The organism is Methanomethylovorans hollandica DSM 15978, from assembly GCF_000328665.1.
In the GTDB taxonomy this organism is placed as follows: domain Archaea; phylum Halobacteriota; class Methanosarcinia; order Methanosarcinales; family Methanosarcinaceae; genus Methanomethylovorans; species Methanomethylovorans hollandica.
The window spans coordinates 599477-618199 of sequence record NC_019977.1; the positions used below are offsets into that span (position 1 = coordinate 599477).

19 protein-coding genes, 1 tRNA gene and 2 pseudogenes are annotated in these 18723 nt (G+C 41.6%); 7 read left to right on the top strand and 15 right to left on the bottom strand.

The window, feature by feature from the left end:
* Positions 1–11: 11 nt before the first annotated feature.
* A complete protein-coding gene (locus METHO_RS13860; protein WP_015324017.1) occupies positions 12–224 on the bottom strand; it encodes a hypothetical protein in 213 nt (70 codons plus the stop codon).
* A gap of 14 nt (positions 225–238) precedes the next feature.
* Between METHO_RS13860 and acs the strand changes: the two genes are divergently transcribed.
* The gene (gene acs / locus METHO_RS02850; RefSeq protein WP_015324018.1) at positions 239–2329 is read left to right on the top strand and encodes an acetate--CoA ligase alpha subunit; all 2091 of its coding nucleotides are present in this window, start codon (positions 239–241) and stop codon (positions 2327–2329) included.
* A 72-nt stretch (positions 2330–2401) separates the two neighbouring features.
* Positions 2402–3475, top strand: a complete 1074-nt coding sequence (locus METHO_RS02855; protein ID WP_015324019.1) for a phosphotransacetylase family protein — start codon at positions 2402–2404, stop codon at positions 3473–3475.
* 92 nt (positions 3476–3567) lie between these two features.
* Here METHO_RS02855 and METHO_RS02860 read toward each other — a convergent pair whose 3' ends face one another.
* Entirely contained in the window at positions 3568–4128 is a 561-nt protein-coding gene (locus METHO_RS02860; RefSeq protein WP_048831009.1) for a flavodoxin family protein, read from the bottom strand.
* A 219-nt stretch (positions 4129–4347) separates the two neighbouring features.
* Between METHO_RS02860 and METHO_RS02865 the strand changes: the two genes are divergently transcribed.
* Together METHO_RS02865 and METHO_RS02870 are read left to right on the top strand one after the other, a co-directional pair.
* Positions 4348–5580, top strand: coding sequence for a phosphoglycerate kinase (locus tag METHO_RS02865; RefSeq protein ID WP_015324021.1), 1233 nt, complete (start codon positions 4348–4350; stop codon positions 5578–5580).
* A gap of 32 nt (positions 5581–5612) precedes the next feature.
* The gene (locus METHO_RS02870) at positions 5613–6218 is read left to right on the top strand and encodes a TIGR00296 family protein (protein WP_015324022.1); all 606 of its coding nucleotides are present in this window, start codon (positions 5613–5615) and stop codon (positions 6216–6218) included.
* Between the two features lie 57 nt (positions 6219–6275).
* Here METHO_RS02870 and METHO_RS02875 read toward each other — a convergent pair whose 3' ends face one another.
* Complete coding sequence (locus METHO_RS02875; protein WP_015324023.1) at positions 6276–6704, bottom strand: nucleoside 2-deoxyribosyltransferase; 429 nt, start codon at positions 6702–6704, stop codon at positions 6276–6278.
* A gap of 541 nt (positions 6705–7245) precedes the next feature.
* Here METHO_RS02875 and METHO_RS02880 point away from each other — a divergent pair.
* On the top strand, positions 7246–7677 hold the full coding sequence (locus METHO_RS02880) for a hypothetical protein (RefSeq protein WP_015324024.1): 432 nt from the start codon (positions 7246–7248) through the stop codon (positions 7675–7677).
* A gap of 357 nt (positions 7678–8034) precedes the next feature.
* Here METHO_RS02880 and METHO_RS02885 read toward each other — a convergent pair whose 3' ends face one another.
* Positions 8035–9447, bottom strand: coding sequence for an ATP-binding protein (locus METHO_RS02885; RefSeq protein WP_015324025.1), 1413 nt, complete (start codon positions 9445–9447; stop codon positions 8035–8037).
* A 480-nt stretch (positions 9448–9927) separates the two neighbouring features.
* On the opposite strand from METHO_RS02885, the gene METHO_RS02890 reads away from it, so the two are divergent.
* Positions 9928–10251 carry a transcriptional regulator gene (locus METHO_RS02890; protein ID WP_015324026.1) on the top strand — a complete coding sequence of 108 codons (324 nt, stop codon included), beginning with the start codon at positions 9928–9930 and terminating at the stop codon, positions 10249–10251.
* 282 nt (positions 10252–10533) lie between these two features.
* Here the strand turns inward: METHO_RS02890 and METHO_RS02895 are convergent, their stop codons facing one another.
* From METHO_RS02895 to METHO_RS02935, 11 genes and pseudogenes are all read right to left on the bottom strand, one after another.
* Entirely contained in the window at positions 10534–10728 is a 195-nt protein-coding gene (locus tag METHO_RS02895) for a MoaD/ThiS family protein (protein WP_015324027.1), read from the bottom strand.
* Between the two features lie 56 nt (positions 10729–10784).
* Positions 10785–11738, bottom strand: a complete 954-nt coding sequence (cysE, locus tag METHO_RS14220; protein ID WP_015324028.1) for a serine O-acetyltransferase — start codon at positions 11736–11738, stop codon at positions 10785–10787.
* A gap of 15 nt (positions 11739–11753) precedes the next feature.
* Positions 11754–12683 carry a cysteine synthase A gene (gene cysK / locus METHO_RS02905; protein WP_048831012.1) on the bottom strand — a complete coding sequence of 310 codons (930 nt, stop codon included), beginning with the start codon at positions 12681–12683 and terminating at the stop codon, positions 11754–11756.
* Positions 12684–12783: 100 nt separating this feature from the next.
* Entirely contained in the window at positions 12784–13143 is a 360-nt protein-coding gene (locus METHO_RS14365) for a THUMP domain-containing protein (RefSeq protein WP_015324030.1), read from the bottom strand.
* Positions 13144–13384: 241 nt separating this feature from the next.
* Positions 13385–13489: pseudogene (locus METHO_RS13210) on the bottom strand (pyridoxal 5'-phosphate synthase lyase subunit PdxS); the annotation flags it as partial.
* Positions 13490–13638: 149 nt separating this feature from the next.
* On the bottom strand, positions 13639–14931 hold the full coding sequence (locus tag METHO_RS02915; protein ID WP_015324031.1) for an O-acetylhomoserine aminocarboxypropyltransferase/cysteine synthase family protein: 1293 nt from the start codon (positions 14929–14931) through the stop codon (positions 13639–13641).
* Positions 14932–14936: 5 nt separating this feature from the next.
* Positions 14937–16304, bottom strand: coding sequence for an O-phospho-L-seryl-tRNA:Cys-tRNA synthase (pscS, locus tag METHO_RS02920; protein ID WP_015324032.1), 1368 nt, complete (start codon positions 16302–16304; stop codon positions 14937–14939).
* Positions 16305–16331: 27 nt separating this feature from the next.
* Positions 16332–16403, bottom strand: a tRNA-Cys gene (locus METHO_RS02925).
* A gap of 273 nt (positions 16404–16676) precedes the next feature.
* The gene (locus METHO_RS02930; protein WP_048831014.1) at positions 16677–17021 is read right to left on the bottom strand and encodes a DALR domain-containing protein; all 345 of its coding nucleotides are present in this window, start codon (positions 17019–17021) and stop codon (positions 16677–16679) included.
* A gap of 112 nt (positions 17022–17133) precedes the next feature.
* Positions 17134–17292: pseudogene (locus METHO_RS13215) on the bottom strand (cysteine--tRNA ligase); the annotation flags it as partial.
* 45 nt (positions 17293–17337) lie between these two features.
* Positions 17338–18057, bottom strand: a complete 720-nt coding sequence (locus tag METHO_RS02935; RefSeq protein WP_048831015.1) for a hypothetical protein — start codon at positions 18055–18057, stop codon at positions 17338–17340.
* Positions 18058–18469: 412 nt separating this feature from the next.
* On the opposite strand from METHO_RS02935, the gene METHO_RS02940 reads away from it, so the two are divergent.
* Positions 18470–18661: a winged helix-turn-helix domain-containing protein gene (locus METHO_RS02940; protein ID WP_281162798.1), complete on the top strand. Its 192-nt coding sequence runs from the start codon at positions 18470–18472 to the stop codon at positions 18659–18661.
* Positions 18662–18723 lie beyond the last annotated feature (62 nt).

The window sequence follows — 18723 nt, forward strand, 5'->3', positions numbered from 1 at the left end:
TACTCAACCATTTAATTATACTCTGTTTTTGGTGCTGTAAAAGTATATTTAGATGCACAAGTGCCATCCATCTCTTTTTTACTTAAAGGTTCTATTAGTTTTGTCAACAGTATCAGACCCAATTCGACAAGAACTAGTTTATATAATTTTAATATTAAACATTTGTTTTCATTGTTTTCTCCCTTAACCTTATCTATTATTATCCCATATAAAATAATATACATGGTCAGGAGAAGATATGCTCGATAAATTGTTCGATCCGGATGTTGTTGCAGTTATAGGGGCATCCCGCACAGAAGGTAAGGTAGGCCATGCTGTACTAAAGAACCTCTTGCAGGGAGCTGGTCATCAGGTCATTCCTATCAATCCGAAAGTTAATGAGATATTAGGGTTGAAGTGTTATGCCGATGTTCTTGATGTACCGGAAAAGATCGACCTTGCAGTTATAGTGGTCCCCGCAGCTGCAGTTCCTTCTACAATGGAGAAATGTGGACAGGCAGGTATAAGTTATGTTGTTGTGATATCTGCAGGCTTTAAGGAGGCCAGTCTGGAAGGTGCAAGGCTGGAGAGAGAGATCACAGCCATTGCTGGAAAATATGGCATGAGGATGGTCGGCCCGAATTGTCTGGGAATAATCGATACCTCTTCCTCTCTCAATGCGTCGTTTGCTGCGTCTATGGCATTTCCGGGGAATATAGCTATGATGTCCCAGTCGGGAGCCATCTGCACCGTGACCCTGGACTGGGCTGACAGAATAGGGGTGGGATTCTCCAAGTTCATAAGCCTCGGGAACAAAGCTGACCTTGCAGAGAATGATTTTCTCGAGCTGTTCATGAAGGATGATTCCACAGCTGTGATAGCTGCGTATCTGGAAGGTGTGAAGGATGGTCCGCGTTTCATGGATGTTGCAAGGAATGTGACCCGGGAAAAACCTGTAATAATAGTAAAATCGGGTCGTACGGCTGTGGGTTCCAGGGCTGTGTCCTCGCATACAGGTACACTTGCGGGTTCGGATGCCGCATACACAGCGGCCTTCAGACAGAGTGGTGTGATAAGGGCTGATTCTCTGGAAGAGATGCTGGACTACAGCAGGGCTTTTTCCACGTATCCTTTGCCAAGGGGAAAAAAAGTTGCAATACTCACTAATGCAGGAGGACTTGGTATACTTACTGCTGATGCCTGTCATAGCATTGGGCTTTCAATAACCTCTTTTGAGGAAGAGACCATTACTAAGTTAAAGCAGAAACTTCCTGAAGCGGCTGGTTTATACAATCCAGTGGATGTGCTGGGGGATGCTAGTCCACAGTTGTATGAACACGCTTTAGAAGTTCTTTTGGCCGATCCTAATGTGGACGGTATAATCGTACTTGTTTCCCCTCAGGCTATGACCGATGTCCCTGCTATAGCCCAGTCTCTGATCAAAATGGTCAAGACTTCGGACAAGCCCATTCTGTGCAATCTCGCAGGTGGAATGCGCATTGCTGCAGGCGAGGAAATTCTGAACCAGCATGGCATACCGAATTATCCTTCTTCCGAAAGGGCAGTTGCCAGCCTGAAGGCCCTATGTGATTACAGCTCCATAAAGGTAAAGGAACACACTACTCCGGTTACTATGCCAGTTAACAGGGAAGCTGCCCAAAAGATAATAGATGATGCTATTGCCAACGGAAGGCGGACTCTGGGTCTTGAATCCTTGGGGCTGCTTACGGCCTACGGGATACCGGTGGTACAGTCAAGGATGGCTGGTAACTTGCCGGAAGCCATTGCAGCATGTGAAGAAATAGGTTATCCTGTAGTTATGAAGATCATCTCTCCTGACATCTCTCATAAGACTGATGTAGGTGGTATCAAGCTTAACCTGGTGGATGCAAAGGATGTGGAGCATGCCTATCTGACCATGATGTCGGATGTTAAACATTACATGCCCAATGCTCAGATAACAGGTGTGCAGGTGCAGCAGATGGTCACAGGTGGTAAAGAGGTGATCATAGGCATGGACCGTGACCCTCAGTTTGGTCCGCTTCTTATGTTCGGGTTGGGAGGTGTTTATGTGGAATTCCTCAAGGATGTATCTTTTGCTGTAGCCCCTGTTAACGATAAGGAAGCTCAGCACATGATAGCTTCTATCAAGACATATCCATTGATAGCTGGTGTAAGGGGTGAGAAACCTTCGGATATCAAAGCTATAGTCGATACTTTGCTCAAGGTGTCACAACTTGTGATGGACTTCCCCAGCCTGGCGGAATTCGAGATGAATCCTCTTATGGTCATGCCTGAAGGCAAAGGCTGTCTTGCCATGGATGTCAGGATGACTTTAAGGAACGAATAAGAATATGATATTAGATGATCTTTATAAAAAGTAATCAAATAGTTGCTGTTAAAGTGTATTAGGAGGGAGATCATGGCTTCAATGCTGGTAAGTTCATCGGAACAGTACTCAGGGAAAAGTTCTCTGTGCCTGGGTCTTGGAGTAATCCTTAAAGAGAGGGGTTTCAAAGTAGGATATATGAAGCCCATTGGCAATTTGCTAATAGATGTCAATGGATCACTTGCAGATGAGGATGCTCAGAGCATAAGGAAATTACTGGGATTACAGGACGAAATGAGTTCTATTACTCCCATTTTGCTTACGGAGAACCTCACTGATGATGCTCTAATGGGGGTGGAGAAAGGGCTCGATTCAAAATTGAGGGCAGCTTATGAAAAAATTTCAAGTGGTAAGGATATTGTGCTACTGGAAGGGACAGGTGGCATCGGTGGTGGGGCCATGTACAATCTCTCTGACCCGGAGGTAGCTACTAAGCTTGATACCAAAATATTGCTCATAACACGATATGATTCTGCTCAGGCCGTTGACCGGATCCTGTGTGACCTGCGTATAATCCAGAACACAGAGATCCTTGCAGGTATAATACTCAATGAGGTCTCACTGGATAAAATGGAACAAGTTTACCATCTGGTAGTACCTTTCCTTGAGAAGAAAGGTATCAAGGTATTCGGTGTCATTCCGGAAGACCATATGCTGTGCTCCGTGTCGGTAGCTGAAATAGTTGAATATCTTAATGCAGAGGTGCTTGTTGGTGCAAACCACATGGAAGACCTGGTCGAGAACTATCTGGTAGGTGCCATGGAAGTTGGTTCAGCTATCAAATACTTCAGACGTATGCCAAACGCAGCTGTGATCACGGGTGGTGATCGTTCGGATATACAGATGGCTGCTATTGAGGCAAAAGTGAAATGTCTGATACTTACAGGCAATCTGCGTCCAAGTGGGGCAGTGCTGGGAAGTGCAGAAGAGGCTAACATTCCTGTGATACTTGTAAGAGGTGATACCATGACCACCATTGAGAAGATGGAGCACCTCATTGGTCATGCACGTATAAAACAGGAAGTGAAAATAAAAAGGATAGTAAAGCTCATTGAAGAGCATGTTGATGTTGATGGGTTGATAGATGAAATGGGACTTGCAAAATAAGTCCTTCTCCTTGTTCATCCTATACTCTTTTCCCGATGAACAGTTGGACCTACATTAAGAAAACAAAGGAAAAGAAGTAAGCATGAAAGGTCTTACTTCATCTTTTCCAGCACATCGCACACTTTGTTGATTGTGTCGACGACTGTCTGCATACCCTCTACATCATCAAGGGCTGGTTTTTGAAGAATACCTCCAAAGTGACCTCCATCGCCCACGACTATCATTCCATGTATATGCATCCAGTCATGGATGGTCTGGATGGTCTTTTCCTGCCCGCCGTTGCGTGATCCTCCCACTGCTAAAGCTGCACCCACTTTGTTCTTTAGCTGGAAGTCCTGTCTCCTGCTTAGTACGCTGCGGTCGAACAGAGCTTTCACCTGAGCGGTCACTGTGCCGAAATATACCGGGGAGGATACAACAATAGCATCCGCATCCTTCAGTTTTCTGTACACCTGCTGCATATCATCATCAATGGGGCAGATTTCCTCGTACCTGCACATTCCACAGGCAGTGCATGGTGCGATCTTTGATGATGACATAAGCACACTATCAACTTCAAAGTCTCGGTTTTTTGCGATTCCAAGGACCTTCTCTATCAGCTTGTCGTTGCTGCCACCTTTATTGGGGCTTGCGGAAATGCCTAATATCTTCATATTTATCATGCATGTGAAACACTACTGTATTTATTATCTTTTGCTTTTAGTACCAATTGTCATAGCATTACAAAGGAACATTAAATATAAGAAGAAATTCAATAAACATCCTACTCCGATGTTTCGTGTATATATGTCTACACGTGCCCATCATATACTCATATATAATATTTACATCTAAATACTCTAATTTATATAACTGATCGCGGTGATAGAATTTTGTCAGCTAAGGATATCCTCACTATAGATGACTTCGATTTGAAAGGCAAAACAGTGCTGGTAAGAGTGGACATAAACACTCCCATGGACCCGGAAGGCAATATTTTGGATGATATGCGCATTAAAAGCCATATGCCTACGCTGGTTGACCTGCATGAGGCCAAGGTAGTGCTGCTGGCTCACCAGAGCAGGCCTGGCAAAAAAGATTTCACTACTATGAAGGCGCATGCTGCCCGGATGTCTCAGTATCTGGGCCGTGAGGTAAAATATGTGGACGATATTTTCGGGACATGTGCGCAGAACAGCATCTCTGCCATGAACAATGGTGATGTCATCCTTTTGGAAAATGTCCGGTTCTACTCGGAAGAATCTCTGGAAAGGAGTGCAGCAGAACATGCACAATCTCATCTAGTAAAAAAACTTTTTCCATATATTGATATTTTTCTAAATGATGCTTTTGCTGTATCCCACAGAGCTCATCTTTCCATTTTAGGATTCACTGAAATTCTTCCGACGGGTGCAGGAAGGGTCATGGAAAAAGAGATTCTTTCTCTGGACAGGGGCATAAAGGGCGGGGCACGTCCGTGTGTCTTTGTGCTGGGCGGTGCGAAGGTGGATGATTCTCTGAAAGTTGCAGAGAATGTGCTCACCAGTGGAGGTGCCGATAAGGTCCTTTTTACCGGTGTGGTTGCAAATATAATGCTTGCAGCTTCGGGTATTGATATTGGTAAAACTAACATGGATTTCATAGAATCCCAGGGGTATACTGAACAGATAGAAAAGGCAAGGAACGTGCTTGAAAAATTCAGCGGGAAGGTTTCCCTGCCGGTAGATGTAGCTCTGAGCGATAACGGCAAACGCGTAGAGGTACAGGTCGAAGAGCTTCCCAATGGAAACTTGCCTATTTATGATATTGGGCTTGAGACGATAGTAGCTTTCTCCAAAGAGCTCAAAAATGCAAAAACCGTGGTTCTCAACGGTCCTGCCGGGCTCTCCGAAATGGCTGATTTTTCCCTGGGAACGCATGAGATCATAAAAGCTGCTATCAATTCTGAATATTCTATAGCTGGCGGCGGCCATATCTCAGCTGAGATCCGCAACCTGGGTTTTGAGGATAATTTCTCGCATTTGAGCACAGGCGGAGGGGCATGCATAGATTATCTTGCAGGCGATATGCTGCCTGGAGTCGTGGCTCTTAAAGAAGCTGCTATCAAACGTAAACTTACAAAATGAGTATCTATAGGTTCTAAATGGAGTGGGAAGTCATGTTAACTGTAACCGAGGGGAAAATGGCTGTGCAACTTGCACGAAATACCATCAAGACGTATTTTCTTACAGGAAAGATGATGGATGGCTCTGAAGCAGAGCTCCCTCCTATCTTTAATGAAAAAAGAGGCGTCTTCATTACTCTTACGGAGAATGGCATGCTCAGAGGGTGCATTGGCCACCCATATCCCGAATCCACGCTCAAGTATGCTATCACGGATTCAGCTATCTCTGCGGCTTTCCGGGACCCTCGTTTTCCACCGCTGCATATTGATGAGCTTGATAAGGTGGAGGTAGAGGTGACCGTTCTTACTCCTCCCGAGAGAATTAAGGTTGCACCTGGGGACATTCCTTCTAGGATCGAAATAGGGAGGCATGGGCTTATTGTGAAGAAAGGTTATCGTCAAGGACTTCTTTTGCCTCAGGTGGCTCCTGAAAATGATATGGATGAGATCGATTTTCTCAGTCATACCTGTCTGAAGGCAGGACTGGAACCTGATGCCTGGCTCACAGGAGCTGATGTTTATTCTTTTGAGGGTCAGATATTCTCAGAAACAGAGCCCAACGGCGAAGTGATGGAGAAGCATTTTGAAAAGAATGAATAATCTGCTGCAATATCCGGAAAGAGGGATCTGAAAAACTATGGCCAGGAATGCTTCTGTTCATACATATTTATCTAATAAGGAAAGTAAACTCTGTAAGTCTTTTTCGAGTTCATCCAGAGATACTTCTATCATAAGGTTTACATTACCTTCAGGTCCTAAAGTTCTTAGGTCTGTCCTAAGACCAATAAGTTTTTTCCCTTTTGCGTAAGCATAACCTATCTCCCAGGCTGTGCCGGAATCCACATCACTGCCACCATCCAGCACTGCCACTACGATGTCACAATCATCGATGCCTTTAAGATCCTTGTCGAAAATATTCTTTTGTTTTAGTTCCAGTCGTTTTTCGGTATCATCCGAACCATCCTCTTGTGGCAGAAATACAGAAAAACCATATTCTACAAGCTTGTCGCGGAGGTATACATTAAAATCTCTTTCAGCATGAGAAAAAAGAGGACCTGCAAGATAAATGTTCTTTTGTACTTTCATATGATCATCCTTACCGGAGAGAAATCTATATTTTAAGTAGTCTTCATAGATAAACATAATCCGGCTGGTCAAATAGGGTTTTTACAGCAGAGTTGTTTAGAACCGCAGTTGCTGATAAAGAAAAAACGGCTCTATATGAGACCATCTAATTAACTCCAAATAATCCATATTCTAATTAGACAACATTTTGTCAAAAAACCACCCCAACGGATGCAGTGGTGCTGTCTCATTCGGACACGTGCTGTTTTCAGTACAATTTCTAAATGAAGATACCACTGCCATCATGGGGAGGATTATGTCAAGCAATCAAGCTTGATTTTCTTTTCTTGGGTCTGGCTGTTCTGCAACTGTATAACTATTTACATTATAATCCGAAATTTATAAGTATATCAAAAGATATATTTAGCATGTCATCTCGTAACTTCCCTATTGGCTCATTGTGGAGTTCTCTCCAGGGGTGACAGATAGAAAAAGAGAAAACATAAAGGGGCGAAAAATCGAAAAGAGAGCCGGGAAGAAACCTCTTAAAGGGGGTTAAGAAATGGGAAAATTCACTATTGGAACAATTGCACTTTTCGTCCTCCTTGCAATGGCGTTAAGTGTAACAGCAGCGCCTCCCGAACACCAAGCGACCGGGGGTGGATGGTTCATCGTCCCCAATGAGGACGGTGAGGAACAAAAGACTACCGTGTCATTCACAGCACAAATTGATGCTGAAGGTAATGTCAAGGGACAAATGCAGGCTCAGATCATGTCTCCTTACGGAAAACTTACATTCCATGGTGATGTGATTGATCTGGAAGTCAATGACAATGTCGCGATTATGATGGTTAGAATTACAAAAGTAAGCGACCCAGATATGCTACTGATAGGCACTCAATTCCCTGTGGAGGTTACTGATAACGGCGAAGGGAAGGATGCAATCGATATTTTTGCAGGACTCCCCTTTAATGGTAACATCCAGGTTAGCTAACTCAGTCCTGATAGCCTTATAGCCAGATAGCAATAAATCAGCATTTCCAAGAGAATTCCGAAAATCTGTGAGATTCGATATTTAGGAGCAAATGACTGGAAGCACACTCCTTTAAAATCACAAGTGTATCGAAATTCTCCCTGTTTTTTGTTGGCTCTTCGCTGTTTCGAGTGGATAACTTACGTTCATTAGATAGTGTCCTTATTTTATCAAAAAGTTGAACTATATTTTGACTTTATATAAAACTAGCATTTCTACAAAGCCCATTTTCCCATTCATAAAATTTTGCAAGTATTTTATCCTTTGTGGTAAATAAACGAAAGCTTAAAGAAATATCTATTTCCCATCACTTTCGGTTCAAAGATAATCATCCAATGTCAGCAACAAAACATTCTCTTCTCTGGCAATCTCATGCATCCTTTTCGTGAAACCGGATCTGCTGACAAGGGCAAAATGCTCGTTTCTCTCCAAGAACCATTTTACATGAGCTGCTTTCTCCTTAAGGCTGAAGTAAACATCAGCATCTGTTTTCTGTTTCTGCCATTTGCATTCGCAGAAAAGAATGCTCTTTGAATCCTGGTCAAGAGCCACTATATCTATTTCATAGTCGTTTTTCCCTTTTGGCATATTAGGGATCTTACCCCACTGCCTGCCTATGGATTTGAACCTGAATGGAAGCTGATCCTGCAAATTGAGATACATGAGCATTTCTTTTCCCACCTGCTCAAAAGTCTCTCCCAGGTAACGGTCATAGCTCCTATCAAGGTATTCTATAACAGATGATGCATCACCTGCCTCTATGGAATCCCTGTGAACCAGTACATACCGGAACCAGAAGCGTAAGAAAGGATCATCTATTGAATAAATGGTCTTACGGGTAGACAACTTCTCTGCCACTGGATGTTCTTTCCTCACAAATCCAAGCTTCATGAGTGTATCAAGATAATAAGAAAGGTCCTTAGTTTCCAAAAATGCTCCAGCGGCAATTTCTCCTGCCCTTGTTGCACCTTTGGAAATGGAATAGAGGATATTCATGTAGGTAGCAGGCTCTCGTAGTTCCTCACGAAGCAGGAAATCACCTTCAGCATAGAGCACAGCCTCTTTGGAGAATATTGAATGCTCCACATTCTCGTAAAAGCTTTTATCCAGATCAAAGAACCTGAGATAAAAAGGAATACCGCCAGTTGCTCCATATATCCTCATAAGCTCGTCTGCTTCAAAGCCCGGGAAAAAACCCTTCATATGTTGTATAAGCAGGGGCATGACTTGCATCTGTCCCGTTCTCCTACCATACAACGGACTGGAATGAGCAAGTGTTGTTTTTTCCATCATGGAAATTGAAGAACCACAGAGTATCAGATGGAAAAGCCCACCTTTTAGAATTTCATCAACTATAAGCTGGAACACCGATGGTATAGATTCATCTACCTGTGCCAGATAAGAAAACTCATCGATAACTATGATAAGCTTTTCATCGTTTTTCCATTGCTTTCGGATATATTCGAACATCTCATCAAATGTATCAACAGCAGGCTCAACATTATCGAACAGACTTGAAGCTCTTTTCCTGAATCTGAGAGCATTGGACTGCGTACCCCTCATATCCGCCAGGAAATAGATATGTGGCTTGTCCTGTACGAAATGTTGAATCAGTTCTGTCTTTCCAACCCGCCGGCGACCATAGATCACCGTGAAAGAGAAAGTTCCTGAGCTATATTCCTTGTTCAAATATTCAAGCTCTTGATTTCTATTAATGAAATTACGGAACATATTAATTATGATTTAGTTTAGTATTATTTATAGGTTCTGGAAATTCAACGATTTAGTTTTTGAGACCATCTAATTAGCTCCAAATATTCTCAATTCTAATTAGACAATATTTTGTCAAAAGAACCTCCATAATACCTTTCAAAGATCAAAGAAATACTTTCAACATAAGCACCTTATTTCAAAGTATCTACAAAAAATATTACTTCAATTTAGTATAAAAAAGTTTATGATACTCAAGTGGATACTTTCTTAAGGTATTTGGAGTAAAAGAGTGTTCTGATTTACTTAACAGATCTGGGAGGTCTTGACAACTATGTTATATGATGTGGATTCCTAATTTCAGAGGATATTTAGTATACAGTGAATTGTTATTTTATAGGGGATTGGTGATGTATCCGTGCTGCAATTACCCATACGGTGTTGAAGAGAATCATTTGAATAAGCATAATGATTTAATATTGCAATACCTACTATAGCTTGATGAAAGTACCATGTCAGACTATAGTATGGGATGTACTACCTGCAATAAGAGCAGCAATAGCAGAAGAATTAGTAAACCTTGGAATCTCACAGCAGGAAATTGCACGTCTGCTGGATATGGTTCCATCTGCAATATCACAATACCTATCTAAAAAGAGAGGTTACAGGATTGAATTCGAAGACGATGTGAGAAATGCTATTAGGTCTATCGCGCTGGATTTAAGTAAAGGGGAAGTTCCAGATCTTCCTAAAAGAGTTTGTACTATATGCACAATGTTGCAGGATGTCGATTCTAGCTGTAAATCGAATTCTTCTGAGAAATAGTTTTTATCTCCGATTTTTGGAAAATCTTGGGCATGTTTTGCCTAAATATTGTAGTTTTAAGTCTGAACAAAGGCTTATGCTTGAGGTCCATAAAAAGGCTGTGATCTCTGAAGAAGTATAGGTTATCAGAAAAGTAATACAATAAGTAAAGCAGGTAAAGATAAGTAACGCTCCCAGAATATCGATGATTTCTTGGATAGCCCATTAAGTCCAGGCAGTGTATCTAAAAGGTCATATAGGTCCATGGTCCTGCACCTTCCGAGTTGTTCTCAAATAGTTCTCTTATCCACCAAAAACAACACGAATTATCTGAAGCTCGTCGTCATTGTATACCATTGTATCCTCAGCAATTATCTGTTCGTTCATTACCACAATAACTGAGCTTTGGTTAATTTTTAATTGGCGCAGCAGGCTTTCTACCGTGGTGGACCTAATATCCATCTCTTCTATTTTGCCAGAAGGTAACTTAACTTTCATGATGTTGCACTTTCCCTACTAGTTATTTAGGTGATGCTCTGCAAATATATTGATTATTACTGATCTTGAGATGTTTGTTGCCCTTTAAACCTGTCCCAGTTCCACGGCTCATCAAGGATGTTGACCCGAACATTTTCTATCCCATGCATGCTCAAAACCTTTCTCCTGACCTGATCCTTCAGATATTCTGCCATAGGGCAAATATTTGAGGTTAATACCAGATTTATATCTACATTTTTTCCATCGACTATCACATCCTTTACAATACCAAGATTGACAATATCTATCCCTACTTCCGGGTCAATCACATCCTTTAGCAGAGACAAGATCTGCTCATCCTGTTTAAGCAGTGTCCTTTGTAAAGCGATCCTGGATGTGGATATAAAGTCTTCATGTGTTTGGAACCGCTCTTCTAATCTGTTCAGCCTGTCTAGTACCTGGCTTACAACCAAAAGCTCGGGATCAGGCAAAACATTATGATCCAGCTTCCCTACTGATGAAGGATCTGGTCCTGCGATTCTGGCGGGCACGCCCACTACAGTAGCTCCTGGTGGAACGGGCCTGATCACAACTGAACCAGCCCCTACCTTAGCGCCTTTTCCAATAGTTATCGGTCCGAGTACTATCGCGCCTGAACCAAGGGTCACATCACTTTCGATAGTAGGATGACGCTTTTTTTTCTCAAGCGCAGTTCCTCCCAGTACAACTCCCATGTATATGAGTACATCATCTCCAACCTCGGCTGTTTCTCCTATGACAACACCTGATCCATGGTCAATAAATACTCTTTTTCCAAGCTTTGCTCCGGGATGGATCTCAATACCCGTGAATGTTCTTGATATATGAGAGAGCAAACGGGCAGGAAAGTAGAGATGGTGCTCCCATAAGTAGTGTGCTATGCGATGCAACCACATTGCATGCAGACCGGGATAACAGCAGAGAACCTCTAAAGTCGATCTTGCTGCCGGATCCTTTTCAAAAACTGCTTTAATGTCTTCCCTTACTCCCATTTGAATACTTCCACATCAATTGTCGAACAGGTCTGTACTAAGGTAGCGTTCCCCAGTATCTGGTAAAATCACAACTATTGTTTTTCCCTTTGATTCTTCACGTGCTGCAACTTCAAGAGCAGCATAAGTAGCAGCACCAGAGGATATACCTACAAGTATACCTTCTTCAAGAGCTAATCTGCGAGCTGTTGAAGCTGCATTGTCTGCAGTAACCTGCAGGATCTCATCAACTAGGTCCATTTTAAGAACCTCTGGTACGAATCCTGCACCAATTCCCTGGATGCGATGAGGACCGGGCTTTCCACCGCTCAGTACCGGCGACTCAGCTGGTTCAACAGCTATTGCTTTAAATGATGGTTTTCTTTTTTTGATGACGCTGGCAACGCCTGTGATGGTTCCGCCTGTACCCACACCAGATACAAGTATATCCACATCCCCATCAGTATCCCTCCATATTTCCTCAGCCGTTGTCCTCTGATGAACCTCAGGGTTAGCAAGATTCCGGAACTGCTGTGGTAGGTACAGTTTCTGCGGGTCTTTGGTAGCCAATTCTTCAGCTTTCTTTACTGCACCTTTCATTCCCTCGGGTCCAGGTGTAAGAATAAGTTCTGCCCCAAACGCTTTCAGTAGTTTTCTTCGTTCTATGCTCATCGTTTCAGGCATTACTAATATAAGTTTGTAGCCTCTGGCAGCGCTTACAGCTGCAAGGGCAATACCAGTGTTACCGCTTGTCGGTTCAACAATAATAGTGCCCTGTCTAATTTTGCCTTGCCTTTCGGCTTCTTCTATCATTGCCAGTCCTATTCTATCCTTTACACTTCCGATAGGATTAAAAGACTCAACTTTAACAAGTACATCAGCATTCAACCCTTTTGTTATGCGGTTCAATCGGATGAGTGGCGTATTACCAATCGTCCATGTAATATCCTTATATATTCTTCCCATTTTATCACCATTATTAAAGTAAATCATTTATGAACTCATCGTTTATAATCTATCAAGGGTATTGCCAACAAATCTTTATCTACCAATGAAGATGGGGATATTACTTTTGAATTATAGCTCCAAGCTTCTGAGCTATTTGCTGTGATGTAAACACATGATTTCCAACACTTCTTACACGAAGAGCAAATGAATTCACTTGATGGATACCATGAGTCTCATAGTATTCAAGGCAGATTTCGTGAAGTTGGTCCAGACTGAACTGTGTGCATTTTGAGAACGAAAAGATACCACATCCCTTGTTTAATTGTTCAGTCTCCACATTACCTTTGAGCCATATTATCCCCCTTTCCCTCCATACATTACTGTTTGGTAAAATATTATGAATATTCGTCACTAAAGTTTGTTCCCATCTTTCTCTCAGCGGTGCCGACTTCAGGACGATTTCACCATAACGAATCATCCACAATTCTTACAACTACTTATTCCTCCGGATATAAGCGTTCAAAATTCTTAAATCACAGGTTAAATACTATGTTTTTTTGGGCTTGTGCATCTTCCAAGCAATATACTTAGGCTATCACTCGATACTATTCCGACAAGATGTTTGTTCTGATCAACTACAGGAAGTGTGGAAATTGTTTTTTTCTTCCATCACCTTTGCAACTTTCGAGATCGATTCATCTGGAGTAGCTGTAAAGACATGCCGGGACTGCCTGAAGTACCATAACAGCAACCGCTCCTGCCTCCTCTGCTATCTTTGCCTGTTTTGGAGTTGTAACATTCATTACGACCCCGCCTTTTTGCATCGATGTGAAGCCACGCTTTATAAGTTTAGTGCCATGTCTTAATTTGTCTATTCCATATTCTGATCCAGACTTGCTATACTTAAAAAGATATGTTGATGAATCATTGCTTCATCAACATGATTTATAGATCGTTTTTGAAACTTTAGAGCTTACACATTATTCAATGCCTGTTCCAGATCTTCTATTATATCATCGATATGTTCAGTACCTATGGATAAACGAATATAGTCCTCGGTTACACCTGTTGCTTCCTGTTCTTCTCTGGTCAGTTGCTGGTGTGTGGTGGTAGCCGGGTGGATAACCAAACTTTTAGAGTCGCCAATGTTTGCAAGCTGTGAGAACAACTGAAGCTGGTCAATGAGCTTTATACTTGCTTCTGCACCGCCTTTCACACCAAACCCAACCAGTGCACCATAGCCCTTGAGATACTTGGATGCAAGTTCATGACTCTGATGACCTGGCAAACCTGGGTAATTGACCCATGAAACCTTCGGGTGGTTTGAAAGATATTTGGCTACCTTGAGGGCGTTCTCTGAGTGTCTCTCGATCCTCAGGTGCAAAGTTTCAAGTCCCTGCAGCAACAGGAATGAATTGAATGGAGAGAGAGCAGCACCTGTATCCCTGAGTAGCTGCAGCCTTACTTTGAATATGAACGCTACATTACCAAGTCCCGGGAAATTTGAGAAAGTATCCCAATATTTAAGCCCATGATAACTGGGATCTGGCTCTGTGAATTCCGGGAATTTGCCATTGTTCCAGGCAAAGGTTCCTGCATCAACTATTGAACCAGCTATTGAGTTTCCATGTCCGCCTATGAATTTGGTTGCCGAATGCACAACGATATCCGCTCCATGCTCAATAGGGCGGACAAGTCCTACAGCAGTTGTATTATCTACAACAAGAGGAATTCCTGCAGCATGAGCAATATCTGCAATGGCTTTAAAATCAGGAATGTCCAGTTTAGGATTACCTACTGATTCTATGTAGACGGCACGTGTCTTTTCATTGATGGCTTTTCTAAAATCCTCCGGATTTGTGGAATCCACAAAGACAGCTTTTCTTCCCAGCTTAGGCAGAGTGTAATTGAAGAGTTCATAGGTTCCACCATATAGATTATCTCCGGATACTATCTCATCCCCCGGCCGAGTAATAGCCAAGATGGCGTAGGTTATGGCTGCTGAACCGGATGCAACACCTAATGCGCCTGTACCGCCCTCAATGGCTGCAATGCGCTGCTCGAACACATCTGTTGTTGGATTCATGATGCGGGTGTAGATATTGCCAGGTTCTTTGAGAGCGAAAAGATTGGCAGCATGAGTTGTATCTTTGAACACGCATGAAGTAGTTTGATATATCGGTACTGCAAGTGCTCCTGTAGTTGGATCCGGTTTCTGTCCAGCATGTATAGCAATTGTTCCTAATCTGTAGTCCTTATCTGTCATTGTAATTAACCTCTGTTTACCTTAATTTCATGCTTATCAGCGATATTCTGGAATGTATCCAGTAAGTAACGGATCTTTTCCCATGAAAGTCCGTATGTGTTAAGCTTCCATACTCTGGTTGCTCCTGCAAACTCTCCGATTATGCCTCTGCTTGAAAGTTCATCCGAAAGGAAGAAGCCTTTACGCTTGTGGCTTTTTGCAACAATATCGAAACTGTTGGTAGTATCAACTTTGGATAATGTGTGTTTGCGTTTGTACTCTGAGAGTACCTTGCTACCTTCAATGGCAAGTAAGCCGTCAATGAAGTAATTTGACTTCTTGACTTCTTCTTCCCAATGATTCACCCTTTCCTTTACGGTGGGAAAAGATGCCATCATGCCTATAAGCGTGGATCCCATCAATGTGCAGCCCAGCATCTCAACTTCTTTTATACCAAATTTGCGCTTAGTTACATCACCAACCATTTGTGTTGTGCGAAATATTTTTGGAGCCCATTCACTGGTAGTTGCAAGTACACCGGAGGGTGCAGGCGATGCCATGCTTTTATGGCCTGAACCTACTACGAAATCTGCACCGATTTCTTTTCCATCTACAGGCATGACACCTACGGTATATGCTCCGTTGTAGAGGAAGGGGATATCGTATTGATGGGCAACCTTTGCTATGCTTTTAACATCATGTTCATTTGCATATTGGTAATCGAAATGGTCGATCATTACCAGTACAGGTAGTTTGCCGGTTTCTTTTTTTACGGCCTCTATTTTCTCAGCAGTTGCATCAGGAGTTACGAGATTGTGCTCGTTAATAGGTACTTCTTTTACAACTCCTCCTGCTTCTTCCACTGCAAGGAATTCAGTGTAATGAGCTAGACCTGAGACTATAACTGAATCGCCTTTTTCTACCAATGTAGATGCCACTGCCTGAAATCCGCGCCTTGCACCCGGTATTACGCGTGCAGCGTCCATATTGACAAAGCTGGCAAGTTGTTCATGGAAAGGAGCTATGGGCGGGCTGGTGATCTTGTCCAGCCTGAAAGGTTTGCGGCAGGCATCACAGGTTGAATAGCCGTCTCCATAAGCAATTAAAGCCTTGCGTGCTTCAGGTGTAAGCCGTCCAGCAGCCTGGATAGGCTGGATATTAATGTACATCTCCTCACGGGATCGGATATCAATGTTACTGGCAATTTTCCTAACCTGCGGAGTGCCTGTACCGGCTTCTATGTCATCCAGTATCTTCCTTACTTTGCTAACACCTTCAAGGATACTACTTTCATCTTCCGGACCTGTGACATTTGGAAGTCTCTGCCTGAGAGTTTCCCTTATATCTTCAAGGGCAAATAAAGCCTCAAATGTTTTTTGTGTGCGTATATCCATAAACTATCATCCATTAATTGACCAAAAAGCTGAAACCCGGATTCGAACCGGGATAAAATGGATCTGCAGTCCATCGCGTTGCCGTTCCGTCATCTCAGCAGTTTTGACCTCGATAATTATTCTATGCTTTCTTTATTCTACACTCTTCTAATGGTTTCTTTATTGTTCAGTTAATTTACATTAAATGTTACAGCTTTTTCACAATTGTGATGCAACCACATGTTATAGTTTTCTGTTGATATTTAAACCTGCTTTTAATGGCAAAAAACGCCACAAAAGCATCAACAGAACAAAAAAGATCAGCCTATACGTTTATATTTTTCATTTGAAGCTGTGACTTCGATGCCATTTATGAATATATACATAAAAAATCTATACTCTCTTCCATCTAACCCCATCTTTGCTGTTTTCTATCATTATACCTTTCTGCTTAAGTTCTTCACCGATAGAATCGGCTTTTGCCCAGTTCTTCTCTTGGCGGGCCTTTTCCCTGAGTTCCACCATTTCCATTATCTTTTCTTCAGATATTTGGTGGAAAATATTTTCCTGCACATCTTCTCCAAATATGCCAAGTACTTCATCAATCTCTAAAAAGAACTCCAGTACTTTTCCAAGTGCTGCTTTACATATTTTTTCTTCGGAAATTATAGAATTTACCTTGCAGGTGAACACAAACAGATTGCCTGTTGCATCCCTTGTGTTGAAATCTTCATCCATAGAGTGATGCACGATTCTTTTGCATTGCGTGTCAATTCATATAAGCCGTAATCATTTTTATTCTCGGAAGCTTCTTTTAAGACACATCTTATATTATTTATTGTATTCAAGATCCTTTATAACTCTCTGATTGGAATATCTCAGCCTCATGATGAGGAAAAATGAGGTCCACAACACCACCATGTATATCCAGCTGTTCTGATCCATATTTCATAGACATTACAGTGCACTCTATGTGCCATCCAGGACGGCCTCTTTTCCATGGACTATCCCGTATGTAAATTAAGAAATAAGTATATGTAATAATTTAGTAAAATCAGGTGGTTTTTAACAATTCTTCTAATTTCTGAATTCGATCAAGTTGCTTGAATAGATAATTGTTATAATCTAATTGCGAATCTATTTTCAGCTTTACTTCTTCTCTGGAAGGATGCATGATCCAATTCCTGAACTTGTCAAGACCACCGAATTTCTCCACATCTCTTATCGACATACCATGCTTTTCTTTAAATACGTTATAATTTTTCAGTGCTGCAAGGTAATCATAAAAGGAGCATTCCTCGAAAACAGAAAGTTCATAATCCTTTTTTTGCATTCTGCATCTGGGTTTTGCAATATTTATAAAATCATCCTCAGACATTCTTTCTTTGAAGAATATCTTCATCTGATTTTCCAATCTGTAAAGCAGCAAGTAGAAGAACATCCTTACAGCTCCTTTTCTGAGATCTGAGACTGTAACTATTCCCACAATGTCTGCATGGATCACAAAGAAGAAAGAGCTTCTATCTAAAATTTTTATCAATGACATTATGTCCAAGTCTTTTGAAACTGTTTTATCGGGCAGTATGTAGTGTTCTTCGGAATAATTGCTATCAAAATATCGAGTAATTCTCCCATTCTTATCTTTAATTGGAAAGATTGTAATATCTTTTTGTAATGCAGAATCCAGGGAATAGAAGCAAAATTCCTCTTTAGGAGTCATTATATGTTCCACTGTTAAATTTTTGTGTATCCCTTCAAATATCTCATCGTTCAATTGGATCCACCTTCTGGTGTGAGTTCCCTGATTCATGTATCTTTGTTTACATTCAAATAATAAATAACATTACCTCTACCTGTTTTTTTCTTAACATCTGCGCGAAGACAGATATATGTTTCAAGTTCAATTTACGATGAGATGTGTGATAATATGCAACATTTCCATGATTTTGCAGTTTCGTGTATGGGAGGAACTTTTGATATTGTGATAATTGGCTAGAAATATTATTACTTAATAGGTATAACTATAAGCTAGAATATGCAGGAGCAAAACATTTAAGTACAAAGTTCACTATTGTGAAGTCGGTGATTCACTATGAGGAATCGTTTTTGTTGAAAGCACAGCTGTAAATAATATAAACTACGAAAAGCTGGAAAGTCTGCCCCCATCGGCAAAACTTGTCTTTAAAATCCTTGAAGCAAATGGTCGAATGACACAAAAAGATATAATTCGTGAAACAATCCTCCCTTCACGAACAGTCAGATATGCCATAAACAGGCTTAAAGACGAGCATATATTAATGGAAAGGTTCAATTTCATTGATTCCAGGCAGAGTTTTTATGAAATCAACGGATATTCAAATGAGGTTCCTGCAACATGAATCCAAAAAACAGTGATTGTCTGGTCCATAATTAATAACTGTATTGTGTTCCTCAATGGTCT